Source organism: Caballeronia sp. TF1N1, from assembly GCF_022878925.1.
In the GTDB taxonomy this organism is placed as follows: Bacteria; Pseudomonadota; Gammaproteobacteria; order Burkholderiales; family Burkholderiaceae; genus Caballeronia.
Map to the genome: position 1 here is coordinate 1049008 of NZ_CP084626.1, position 11339 is coordinate 1060346.

Below are 11339 nucleotides of genomic sequence, written 5' to 3' on the forward strand. Positions count from 1 at the left end.
TTGGCGTAAGTATCGTCCTACGTAATCAAGCAAGCGGAACGGCCGCCGGCGTGCTTGCATCGATGAACGCACCCGCGCTGCGCTCGCGTGGCATCGACACGCTGATGCGCGTGCCATGCGGCGCCACGCGTTCGATCTCGAAGCGCCCGCCGCGCGCCGACACGCGCTGACGCATGCCGACCAGGCCGTGCGTCTGCGTGCGCTTCAAATCCTGCGGACGTATGCCGATGCCGTCATCCGCGATAGCGAGCGCAACGTCGTCACCATCGAGCGCGAGTGCAATTTCGATGCGGTTCGCGCGCGCGTATTTCGCCGCGTTCGTGAGCGTCTCCTGCGCCACCCGAAAGAGCGCGATCTCGATAGCCTCGCCGAGCTTCACATCGTCGCCGGGAAGATCGAATTCGACGCTCCAGCCGTTGCGTTGCGCGGCTTCATCGGCGAGCGAGCGTAGCGCGGTCACGAGACCGAAGTTGGCAAGCACGGTCGGCCGCATGTCTTCGATAATTCGCCGCTTGAGCGCAATTCCCTGGTCCAGATTGCCGATGGCGCGCGCGAGCTTGTCGGACATGGCGGGTTCGCTCGTCCTGAGCTTGCCGCGCACCCACGCGACATCCATCTTGCTCGCGGTAAGAATGGAGCCAAGTTCGTCGTGCAGTTCGCGCGCAAGTTCGGTCTTTTCGTTTTCGCTCACGGATTGCAAATGCCACGCGAGCGCTTCGAGCTGACGCGTGCGTTCGAACACGAGCCGGTCGAGTTCCTCCTGCTGCGTAATGAGCTTCTTCTGCACGCGGTCCTGCTTGTCCAACTGGATACCGAGATTGCGGAACAGCAGCAGGAACAGGACGATGTTGAGCGCGCACAACGCGCCGACGCACAGCGTGGAAATGCGCTGATCGGCGCGGCTTGCATCGAGCGCGTGCTGCGCGCGTTGCTCTTCGTTCAGCCGCAGGAGGGCGAGCGCGGCATCGAGCGTGGCGCTGGTGTCGGGCGACGGCGTCGCTACGACGCGTGCGCGCATTTCCGCATCCGCGGGCGTCTTCGACAGATCGGCGAGATGCGCCTCGCCTTGCGCGATGTTCTCGTCGGCGGCCGCGCGAATCTGCGCGAAGCTCGCAAGCGCGGCGTCATCGCCGATGCGGCGGTAATAGCTATCGAGCGAGGTCAACGCGCGGCGCACGCGCCCGGCCGTTTGCGCGAAGTGGCTCTTGTAGGTGTCGTCGGCGGCAAGCGCGAAACCGCGTTCCTCGGCGCTGAGCGTGGCGATATCGGCCGCCAGCGACGATAACTGCGCGGTGGCGCTTTTTGCATCGAGCGCGGTCTCGTACTCGGCCGCGATGCGCATGCGCCCCGATTCCAGAATCACGAGCCCGCCGACGGTAATGACGATAGCCACCGTCATCGCGACCGCCCAGCTATAGCGATGCATCCATTCGTTGATACGCGTTGCGCGCCGGGCGAGTCCCTGTGGAGTTTCAGATGCTGCCGGCGCGGCGTCTTTTAGAACGTGGCTCATGGTGTGTTTCTGCGGTTCCGGCGGGCGTCGTGAGCCACGCCGGCAAAGCCGTTTGAAAGCGGATGTCGGTGGATTCCCACAGCAAAAAAGGAGCCAGCCCGGATGCGCGCGCCCAAAGGCCCGGCTAGCATGGGTTCGTCATCATTTTTCAATCATTCCAACGGGGAACGATCATGCTGAAGTGGGCATTGTTTTTCGCGATCGTGGCCGTGATCGCCGGTCTTCTCGGGTTCACGGGCGTGGCGGCGGGCGCCGCGACCATCGCCAAATTCTTGTTCGTGCTGTTCCTGATTCTGTGCGTCGTGTTCCTGGTGCTCGGCTTCGTCGTCACCAAGAAAATAGTCGATTAGCGACCAACTCACTCGCGCCCGAACCTGAATCAGACCATCAAAAGCAAGTCAGGGGGATTCCATGCTTCATTACGCTGCCGTTTTCTTCGTCATCGCGATAATCGCGGCCGTGTTCGGCTTTACCGGCATTGCCGCGGGCGCCGCGGAAATCGCCAAGATCCTTTTCTATATTTTCCTGGTGGTGTTCGTCGTCACGCTGCTGCTGGGCGTGTTTCGAACCTGACGTACGCCAGAAAGCCTTGCTGCACCGGGCCGCTCGCGCGGCCCGCGCCTTTTGCGAAGCATTGGTGGGAGCAGGCATGGCGCGTGCATCGGAGCTTTTTGATTGGATAGCAGGGCCCTATGAACAAAGCGGCACGCGTAGGCCTGCTCCAGCGAACGTCTTTCATCAAATATCAAGGAGTGAACCAAATGTCCAAATCGTCTGCTGTACAAGCCGCGCCGACTCAATCGCGGGACGCATTCGTCCTCGACGTGGAAAAGATCCGCGCCGATGCGCGCACGCACATGGACGAGGGCCCGGTCACGCCGAGCTACGGCGCGGATCGCGAAGTCGTGCTCAAGCTGCTGAACGACTCGCTCGCGACGGAAATCGTCTGCACGCTGCGCTACAAGCGTCACTATTTCATGGCCAAGGGCATCCATTCGGAAGCCGTCGCAGCCGAATTTCTCGAACACGCCAACGAGGAACAGGAACACGCCGATACGCTCGCGGAGCGCATCGTCCAACTGGGCGGGGCGCCGAACTTCGCACCCGACAGCCTGAAGTCGCGCTCGCATTCCGAGTACAAGGAAGGCTCGGACCTGATCGACATGATCCGCGAGAATCTGATCGCCGAGCGGATTGCGATCGATACGTATCGGGAGATCATTCGCTATCTCGGCGACAAGGATGTCACCACGCGCCGTATCTTCGAAGACATTCTGGCGGTGGAAGAAGAGCACGCCGACGACATGGCCGATCTGCTGGAAGGCCGTAACGGCTAAATAGCAGGGCATGCCGGCATGACGTCACGCGATGCGCGGAACTCGTCCGAGACCGCGCATCTTTTGCGTGGGCGCATGCGTACAATGGCGGCTCATCCCTGATTTCAAGCGCGAATGATCCGAGTCCTGATAGCCGACGACCATGCGATCGTACGCAGCGGTTTCAAGCAGTTCGTCGCGGACGAACCCGATATGGAAGTGGCGGCGGAAGCCTCCACTGGCGACGAAACCATCGCGCACGTGCGCGTTCAGGCGTTCGACGTGGTGTTGCTCGACATCGCGATGCCCGACAAGAACGGCGTCGATACCTTGCGTGTCATCAAGCAGATTCGTCCGGAGCAGGGCGTGCTGATGCTGTCGGGCTATCCCGAGAGTCAGTACGCGATCAACTTGTTGAAGGCGGGCGCGAACGGTTATCTGAACAAGGACGCGGCGCCGGAAGAAATCGTCCGGGCGATTCGCACGGTGGCGCGCGGGCATCGGTATCTGTCGGAATTCATCGCCGACGCGCTCGCCGACAAGCTCGACAAGCCTGCCGCCGAACGCCCGCACGAGGCGTTGTCCGAGCGCGAGTTTCAGGTCTTCTGCAAGCTCGCGGCGGGGCGTATTCCGACTGAGATCGCGGAAGAACTGCATCTGTCGGTGAAGACGGTGAGCACGTACCGCGCGCGCGTGCTCGAAAAAATGAGACTGGCGAACAACGCGGATCTCACGTACTACGCAATCAAGAACGGCCTGATCGAATAGCGCGACGCGCAGTCGGACGGCAAGCTGAACCGGAGGGCGCCCGACGTGGGCAAGCACATCATCACCGACGACCGTGCGCAGCAACGCGAAGCGCGCGACACGCCGCTCGCGGTGCTGCTTATCGAGGATTCGCCGCTGATCCGGCGCAGCCTGACTGAAGCCATCGACGCGCTCGGTCCGTGGCGCGTGACCGCGTTCGCCGAGGCTCCGGACGAAGCCATCGCGCTCTTGTCGTCGCAGCGGTTCCATGCGGTGATCATCGACTTGCAACTCAGGCACGGCTCGGGCATCGAGGTACTGGCGTGGTTGCAGGAGAGCGGCAAGGCGTCGATACACGACGAGGCCTTTGTCGCGGTGCTCACCAATCACGCGTTGCCGACGTATCGCGAGCGCTGCCAGCAATATGGCGTGCGCCATTTCTTCGATAAATCGCTGGAGTTCGATCGGGTGCTGGATGCGCTTTGCCGGCACGCGCGGGAAAGACAAGGTGAGCGCGGTTAGCGATCCCCGCCGCCGGAACCCGCCAACGAATCCGCCGCTTCCCGCCCGCGCCAGTGACTGAACGCCGCCAGCGCCGTCGCAGCCAGCCCGACGACGCAAACGCCCGTCCATCCCATTGCGTGCCAGGCAAGCGAAGCCAGCGCCGATCCCAACGCCCCGCCAATAAAGTAAGCCACCATATAAACCGTATTCACGCGGCTGCGCGCCTCCGGCTTCAATGCGTAGATGCGCGACTGGTTGGATATCTGCGCGGCCTGCACGCCGATATCGAGCACGATCACGCCGATGACCAGCCCCGCGATGCTGCGCGCCGAGAATGCGAACACCACGAACGACAGCGCAACGAGCCCGATGGACAGCGTGATCACCGCGCGCGGCCCACGCCGGTCCGCCGACTTGCCCGCAAGCGGCGCCGCGAGCGCGCCCGCCGCGCCGACGATACCGAATAGTCCCGCGGCCTGCGGTCCCATGTGAAACGGCTCGCCGGCGAGCAGGAGTGTGAGCAGCGACCAGAACGCGCTGAATGCTGCAAAGAGCGCGCCGCCCGTGAGCGATGCTTCGCGAAGCCCGGGATTCTCGACAGCGAGATGCCACATCGACACGAGCAGCTTGCCGTAGGGCAGAGTAGACGTCGGACGGCTCTTTGGCAGCCGCGCAACGACGACGACCGCCAGCACGATCGTCGCGATCACTGAAGCGCCGAACACCGCGCGCCAGCCGAAGTATTCGGCAACGAAACCCGATACCGTCCGCGCGAGCAGGATGCCGAGCAATAGACCGCTCATCACCGTGCCGACGGCATGACCGCGCTCGGCGGCTGGCGCGAGTTCGGCGGCGAACGGCACGGCTTGTTGCGCGATGGTCGCGACGACGCCAATTGCAAGACTCGCGGCGATCAGCACGGCGAGCGTCGGCGCGACGCACGCCACCACGAGCGCCACGCCGAGCGCGGCCAGTTGGAGCAGGATCAGAAGCCGCCGGTCGAAGCGATCGCCGAGCGGCGCCAGCACGAGCATGCCGAGCGCGTAGCCGAGTTGCGTCGCGGCGGGCACCGCGCCGATCAGATACGCGCTGCCGGGAAACGAGCCACGGAAATCGCCCAGCAGCGGCTGATTGAAGTAGATGTTGGCGACCGATACGCCCGCGATGGTCGCAAGCAGCCAGAGCGTGGCGCGCGAATAGTGCTGATGATGACTCGAGGAATCGGACGAAGCGGTCATGGTTGCCTTGAGTTGAGCGCGAGAACGGCGGCGAGCCGCCGTAGAGATGCGCGCTTCCGGTCGCCCGCCTTACTGCGCGGCATCGTCCGTGGGCTGCGGCTTCTTCACGAGCCTGGCGGGCGCGAGCCATTGAAAGCCGGTCAGCGTGTTCTCGGCGAACGTGCATTCGGCGGCGGCGGGCGTCTGGACGATTTTTGTGGCGGGCGGCTTGGGCTGCGTCGGGAATTCGCCGCGCACGACGACACGCGAACCGTGGTAGCTCGCGCCCGATCCGGTGAGCTTCAGTGGCGCGCTTGCGGCGTCGGGATACTCGGCGCGCACGCGGTCCTTGCACGTTTCGACGTTGCGGTAGTACGAAGTGCAGCCGGACAAAAGCACGAGCGGAAGGCAGACCAGCAAGAAGAGGCGGGAACGGGTAATCATTGGTGAACAGGGTGAATGCTCGGCCGCGCGAGGGCGCATCGGAGCGAAATCAGGGGATGGCGAGCTTTATAACATGCGGGCGCGGCTTGCGTGACCGCATCGGCGTCGTGCTCGTTGGCGTGCTTGCCTGTCGTGCATGCGGCGCGCGGCGGTAGCACAATCGGCGGATAGCGTTTCGTTTTGTGGAGGCCATCGTCATGCGCAAAGATATCGAAGCCGGCGAATATCTGCTGGCGCTCAACGCGGAAGAAAGCGAAAACGAGTCCGGCGCGGGCTATGCGGTTCGTGTGCGGGTGGCGCGCATCGACGGAAAAGCGGTGCACGGCTCGCGGCTGGTCGATGATTCCGGCGAGATGATCGGCCCGCACGGTCCGTTCGAGACGATCGCGGGAGCCCTCGCGCATGGCGAGGCGTGGGGGCGCCACTACATCGCGCGCGTATTGGCGCACGGGTTGTAACGGCGGGTGGCGGCGCAGGGAGGGATGTCATCCCCGCGAGGCGAGGGTGCGCGCGCGAATTGTCGGCCGCTAGACTTGGCCTTACCGCTCGGTCCTGCGCCGATCGGCTCAAGCCAGTTTGCGGAGATTGCTATGACGCCCGTTGCGCTTTACGTCACGCCGAACTATATCGCCTCGGTTCGCCGGGGAAGAGGACGTGAATGTTTTGGAGGCACCGTGAGGTTTATCGGTGTGGATGCGTTGCCGTTCGATATCGAGCATCTCTGCCTGCTCGACCGCGAAACGCCGATCGAAGCCTTGTTCGATGCAGTGAGGGATGCAGAACGCTTGTTGAATGCGGTGTGATCCGCGATATCGATGCAGCAGGCAGGCGAAGGAAAGCGCAACGGGATAGATCCCGCAGCGGGGCGCGGTCTCGGCACGCAGCGCTGTCACCCGCGTGGTGGTTTCAATTGTGTTCGTGGTCGTTCAAGTCTGAACGGAAACAGCGCGCGCCGCGATAAAAGACGACTGGCTTTATGCTGTCGATTCAGCGTGAAACCATGGGCGAGTGGTACCGGGGACCGGACTTGAACCGGCAAGCCGTTAGGCGGCGGATTTTAAGTCCGCTATGTTTACCAATTTCATCACCCCGGCAGAGGGCGGACGCGAATTCTACCACTGCCATGCAGCGCGCCAAAACGGCGCGACGACAGCAAGTGAATGGCCCGCGCTCCGAGCGCATATCGACGAGAAAACATGACCCTCATCGGCCTCATCTCCGACACGCACAATCTCGTTCGCCCCGAAGCGCTCGAGGCCCTGCGCGGCTCTGCACACATCATCCACGCCGGCGACATCTGCAAGCGCGAAGTGCTCGATACGCTGGCGCAACTGGCTGCGCTGACCGTCGTGCGCGGCAATAACGATATCGGCGACGATGTCGCGATGTTGCCCGAGCACGCGCGCATCGACTTGGCGGGCGCGACAATCCATGTCGTGCACGATATCGCCGATGTGCCGAAAGCACTCGATGGCGTCCATGTCGTCGTGACCGGGCATTCGCACAAGCCGCTCGTCGAGAAGCGCAATGGCGTGCTGTTCGTGAATCCGGGTAGCGCGGGGCCGCGCAGGTTCAAGTTGCCGATCACGGTCGGTCTGCTCGAAATCGGCGAGACGAGTGACTCTGAGGACACGGACATAAAGGCGCGCATCGTTACGCTCATCGAATAAAAAAAGCCGGCGCTTCTGCAAGCGCCGGCTTTTGTTCTAACGACTCAACCTCGATGCTCAAGCCCGAACGGTATTCTCGGGAAACGAGCCATCCATCTCTGCTGCCTCGCGATGACCGCGCAGAATCGCATGCGCTTCCGAATGCGATGCCACCGCGGGCGGCGAGCCCTTCAGCGGCTTTTTGGCCGTCTCGCGCAGCGCGAGCACCGAAACGATGCCGATGATCGACGCGCCCATCAAATAGTACGCGGGCATCATCAGATTGCCGGTCTTGTCGACGAGCCACGCCGTCACGAGCGGCGTCGTGCCGCCGAACAGCGACACCGACACGTTGAAGCCGATGGCGAGCGCGCCATAACGAATCTTCGTCGGGAACAGCGCCGGCAGCGACGACGGCATCACGCCCGTGAAACACGACAGAAGCGCACCGAGAATCATCATGCCCGCGAAGATCGAAGGCACGGTGCCGAGGCGGATCAGCGAGAGCGCCGGGATCGACAGCAGCAACAAGCCGACGCAACCCGCGAGCATCACCGGTTTGCGGCCGATCGTATCCGACAGACGGCCCGCGAACAGCGTGAGCGGCATCATCAGCACCATCACAACGAGCACGATGAAAAGGCCATGCGTCTCGTTGAACTTGAGTGTCGCCGAGAGATAGCTCGGCAGATACGACAGCGCCATGTAGTCGGTCACGTTGAAAATGAGCACGAGGCCCACGCACTGCAAGAGCGGCTTCCATTGCTGCACGAGCGTTTCGCGAAACTGCTGCTTGGTCGTTTCGTGCGACACGGCTTCGGCCTTTTCCGCCTCGCGCTGGAACGCGGGCGTCTCTTCGAGCTTCATCCGGATATACAAGCCGATCAGCCCGAGCGGACCCGCGATCATGAACGGAATGCGCCAGCCCCAGCTGAGGAGCGCCTGTTCGGACAACGCGGCAGTCAACACCGCGACCACGCCTGCGCCGAGCACATAGCCCACGAGCGTGCCGAGTTCCAGGAAGCTCGACATGAAGCCGCGCTTCTTGTCCGGCGAGAATTCGGCGATGAACGTCGCCGCGCCGCCGTATTCCCCGCCCGTCGAAAAGCCTTGCAACAAACGCGCGGCGAGCAGCAGCACCGGCGCCATCACGCCGATGGTCGCGTAGCTCGGAATGAGACCGATACAGAAGGTGCCGACGGCCATCATGATCATGGTCATCGCGAGCACGCGCTTGCGGCCGATGCGGTCGCCGAGCGGACCGAACACCATGCCGCCGATCGGGCGCACGAGAAACGCGGCCGCGAACGTGCCGAAGGTGGCCAGCAACTGCGCGGCCGGACTGCTCGACGGAAAGAAGACCTTGCCGAGCGTCACGGCAATGTAGCTGTACACGCCGAAGTCGAACCATTCCATCGCGTTACCGATAGCCATGGCGCCGACCGCGCGCTTGAGAAGCGATTGATCGACGATGGTGATGTCGTCGAGCGTCATATCGGACGCCTGGTTCGATGCGCCTCGTTTGCGCCAGAGGCCGTCATGTGAAGCATTCATAGTGCGAGAGACTCCGTGTTCAACCCCGCGCGCGATGCCAGCGCCGGGTGCGCCGCTCCGAGGGCGGCGACTACTGCCGATATCGGCCGGAATAGTGCAGTTTCGCGACGGCGCCGCATGCGTGCTTTCAGCCAATGGCCGAAATCGACGGCTCCGCGCAGCCCTGAATGAAGTCAGCGCTGAAACGTGCGTAGCAAATGCGGTGCCGGTGCCTCGCGGAAGAAGTCGCGAAATTGCACTCGGGTAAGAGCAAACGAATTTGACGTGCGGACGGCGAACTCAGTGAGTTGCCGCGGGTGGGCCGCGACGTCGGCGAAAACCAAGGCTTGAAACGAAAAAGGCCGGCGCGATGTTTTGATATCGCTCGAAAACCGACAAGCCTCTTTGTATGAAACTGTCACTGCCGCGTTCGGATTCAGGTTTTAAGCTCGAACTGACCGCGCGAATGATGGTGAATTGCTGTTGATAACGAGCAAGATGATAACACGATGACAGACGAAGCGCAAACCAGCCTGTCCGGGCGCTCGCTTGAAAACGCGCAATCCCTTGCTGGGCTTAGGATTACGCTTAGTCGAATTTGTCCTTATGCGCTTGTTGAAAAGGACGAGCGCGCAACAAAAAACCGGCCACTCGGACCGGTTTCTTCGAGAGCCAATTAAGCTTAAGTTCAGCTTTGCGGCGGCACATATCCCGTCGCGGTGTCGGCGCCTTCGCCGAAGAAGTACTTCTCCGTTTGCTTGAGCAAGTACTGGCGCGCGCGCGGGTCGGCCATATTGAGCCGGTTTTCGTTGATCAGCATGGTTTGCTGCTTGAGCCAGCCCTGCCACGCTTCCTTCGACACCGTTTCATAGATGCGCTTGCCGAGTTCGCCCGGCAGCGGCGGAAAGTCGAGTCCTTCGGCTTCCTTGCCGAGCTTTGCACATTGGATCATTCGGGCCATCGTCTGTTTCTCCTATTGAGTAGCGGAGCGCGTGCGTTCGTGCGCACGGCGCGTGCAATGTCGGATCAAAGCTGTTTCATCAGGACGAGCGATTTGCGCTGCCAGTTGTAGAGTCGCCGGCGGTCTTCCGGCAGGTCGTCCACCGTGACCTTCACGAAACCGCGCTTGAGGAACCAGTGTTCGGTGCGCGTCGTCAGCACGAAAATGCGCGTGAGACCGCGAGCGCGCGCGCGTTGCTCGATGCGCTTGAGCAGGCGCTCGCCATCGCCGGAACCTTGCGCCTCGGGCGCGACGGTCAGACACGCCATCTCGCCGATGCGCTCCTGCGTGTACGGATAAAGCGCCGCGCAGCCGAAGAGCACGCCATCGTGCTCGATGACCGAGAAGTGGTCGATGTCGCGTTCGATCTGATGCCGTCCGCGCCGCACGAGCGTGCCGTCGGATTCGAGCGGCTCGATCAGCGTGAGAATGCCGCCGACGTCGTCCGGCGTCGCTTCGCGCAGACTTTCGAGATTCTCGTAGGAGATCATCGTGCCGACGCCGTCGTGCAGGAAGAGTTCGAGCAGCACGCTGCCGTCGAGCTTGTACGGAATGATGTGCGCGCGCGCCACGCCGCCGCGGCAGGCGCGAATGGCGTGCTTGAGATAAAACGCGGTATCGCCCTGAAGCTCGCCGCTTTCGTGAAGCCGGTAAGCGTCGTCGAGCGACATTTCCCGCACGAGTTCGTTTTCCTGATCTTCGAGGCCGGGAATCTCGGTCACGAAGATGATCTTGTCGGCGCGCAAGGCGATGGCCGCGGCGGACGCGACGTCTTCCATCGACAGATTGAACGCTTCGCCAGTTGGCGAAAAACCGAGCGACGACAAGAGCACGAGCTTGTTGCTCGCAAGCGACTGGCGGATGGAATCGCCGTCGATCTTGCGCACGACGCCCGTGTGCTGGAAGTCGACGCCATCCAGAATGCCGACCGGCCGCGCCGTCACGAAGTTGCCCGACACCACGCTGATGTGAGCGTGAGCCATCGGCGTGTTCGGCAAGCCCTGGCTGATGGCGGCTTCGATATCGAGGCGCACTTCGCCAGCGGCTTCCTTCGCGGATTCGAGCGCGCGCGCGTCGGTAATGCGCAGCCCGTGCGAGAACGACGATTCGACGCCGTGCAGACTCAGTTGCTCGTCGAGTTGCGGACGCGAGCCGTGCACCAATACGACGTGGATGCCCATGGCGTGCAACAGTCCGACGTCCTGGACGAGCGCATTCAGGCGGCCTTCCTGCACCAGTTCCCCGCCAAACGCGACCACGAAGGTTTTGTTTCGGAACGCGTGAATATAGGGCGCAACGGAACGCATCCAGTCGACGAACTGGGCGTGGGGATTCGGCGCTTCGGCTTCGACTGCGGCCGGCTGCGACGGGATGGCGAGGTCGGTAGGGGAATTCATGCCGGGATTATAATGCGAT

14 protein-coding genes and 1 tRNA gene are annotated in these 11339 nt (G+C 62.6%); 8 read left to right on the forward strand and 7 right to left on the reverse strand.

Annotated features, from left to right (window positions below; genetic code table 11):
* Positions 1 to 25 precede the first annotated feature (25 nt).
* Positions 26 to 1513 (reverse strand): sensor histidine kinase, encoded by a 1488-nt coding sequence (locus tag LDZ28_RS04800; protein WP_244827566.1) that lies wholly within the window; start codon positions 1511 to 1513, stop codon positions 26 to 28.
* Between the two features lie 173 nt (positions 1514 to 1686).
* Between LDZ28_RS04800 and LDZ28_RS04805 the strand changes: the two genes are divergently transcribed.
* From LDZ28_RS04805 to LDZ28_RS04825, 5 genes are all read left to right on the forward strand, one after another.
* Entirely contained in the window at positions 1687 to 1863 is a 177-nt protein-coding gene (locus LDZ28_RS04805) for a DUF1328 domain-containing protein (RefSeq protein ID WP_132450940.1), read from the forward strand.
* Between the two features lie 61 nt (positions 1864 to 1924).
* Positions 1925 to 2086: a DUF1328 domain-containing protein gene (locus tag LDZ28_RS04810; RefSeq protein WP_040048814.1), complete on the forward strand. Its 162-nt coding sequence runs from the start codon at positions 1925 to 1927 to the stop codon at positions 2084 to 2086.
* A 188-nt stretch (positions 2087 to 2274) separates the two neighbouring features.
* Positions 2275 to 2850 carry a bacterioferritin gene (locus LDZ28_RS04815; RefSeq protein ID WP_244827567.1) on the forward strand — a complete coding sequence of 192 codons (576 nt, stop codon included), beginning with the start codon at positions 2275 to 2277 and terminating at the stop codon, positions 2848 to 2850.
* 114 nt (positions 2851 to 2964) lie between these two features.
* On the forward strand, positions 2965 to 3597 hold the full coding sequence (locus tag LDZ28_RS04820; protein ID WP_244827568.1) for a response regulator transcription factor: 633 nt from the start codon (positions 2965 to 2967) through the stop codon (positions 3595 to 3597).
* A gap of 45 nt (positions 3598 to 3642) precedes the next feature.
* On the forward strand, positions 3643 to 4098 hold the full coding sequence (locus LDZ28_RS04825) for a response regulator (RefSeq protein ID WP_244827569.1): 456 nt from the start codon (positions 3643 to 3645) through the stop codon (positions 4096 to 4098).
* Here LDZ28_RS04825 and LDZ28_RS04830 read toward each other — a convergent pair.
* Together LDZ28_RS04830 and LDZ28_RS04835 are read right to left on the reverse strand one after the other, a co-directional pair.
* On the reverse strand, positions 4095 to 5318 hold the full coding sequence (locus LDZ28_RS04830) for an MFS transporter (RefSeq protein WP_244827570.1): 1224 nt from the start codon (positions 5316 to 5318) through the stop codon (positions 4095 to 4097). The two genes, LDZ28_RS04825 and LDZ28_RS04830, sit on opposite strands and share 4 nt — an antisense overlap.
* 69 nt (positions 5319 to 5387) lie before the next feature.
* On the reverse strand, positions 5388 to 5741 hold the full coding sequence (locus LDZ28_RS04835) for a hypothetical protein (RefSeq protein WP_244827571.1): 354 nt from the start codon (positions 5739 to 5741) through the stop codon (positions 5388 to 5390).
* 182 nt (positions 5742 to 5923) lie between these two features.
* Here LDZ28_RS04835 and LDZ28_RS04840 point away from each other — a divergent pair, with 182 nt between their 5' ends.
* Both LDZ28_RS04840 and LDZ28_RS04845 read left to right on the forward strand, forming a co-directional pair.
* Complete coding sequence (locus tag LDZ28_RS04840) at positions 5924 to 6199, forward strand: hypothetical protein (protein ID WP_244827572.1); 276 nt, start codon at positions 5924 to 5926, stop codon at positions 6197 to 6199.
* A 75-nt stretch (positions 6200 to 6274) separates the two neighbouring features.
* Complete coding sequence (locus LDZ28_RS04845) at positions 6275 to 6544, forward strand: hypothetical protein (RefSeq protein ID WP_244827573.1); 270 nt, start codon at positions 6275 to 6277, stop codon at positions 6542 to 6544.
* Positions 6545 to 6750: 206 nt separating this feature from the next.
* Here LDZ28_RS04845 and LDZ28_RS04850 read toward each other — a convergent pair.
* Positions 6751 to 6835 (reverse strand) — tRNA-Leu (locus tag LDZ28_RS04850).
* Positions 6836 to 6937: 102 nt separating this feature from the next.
* Between LDZ28_RS04850 and LDZ28_RS04855 the strand changes: the two genes are divergently transcribed.
* Positions 6938 to 7411 carry a metallophosphoesterase family protein gene (locus LDZ28_RS04855; protein ID WP_244827574.1) on the forward strand — a complete coding sequence of 158 codons (474 nt, stop codon included), beginning with the start codon at positions 6938 to 6940 and terminating at the stop codon, positions 7409 to 7411.
* 57 nt (positions 7412 to 7468) lie between these two features.
* On the opposite strand, the gene proP is transcribed toward LDZ28_RS04855, so the two are convergent.
* The 3 genes from proP to argA all read right to left on the reverse strand — a co-directional run bounded on the left by proP (position 7469) and on the right by argA (position 11320).
* Positions 7469 to 8944 carry a glycine betaine/L-proline transporter ProP gene (gene proP, locus LDZ28_RS04860; protein ID WP_244827575.1) on the reverse strand — a complete coding sequence of 492 codons (1476 nt, stop codon included), beginning with the start codon at positions 8942 to 8944 and terminating at the stop codon, positions 7469 to 7471.
* 667 nt (positions 8945 to 9611) lie between these two features.
* Complete coding sequence (locus tag LDZ28_RS04865) at positions 9612 to 9884, reverse strand: oxidative damage protection protein (protein WP_244827576.1); 273 nt, start codon at positions 9882 to 9884, stop codon at positions 9612 to 9614.
* A 65-nt stretch (positions 9885 to 9949) separates the two neighbouring features.
* On the reverse strand, positions 9950 to 11320 hold the full coding sequence (gene argA / locus LDZ28_RS04870; protein WP_244827577.1) for an amino-acid N-acetyltransferase: 1371 nt from the start codon (positions 11318 to 11320) through the stop codon (positions 9950 to 9952).
* Between the last annotated feature and the right edge of the window lie 19 nt (positions 11321 to 11339).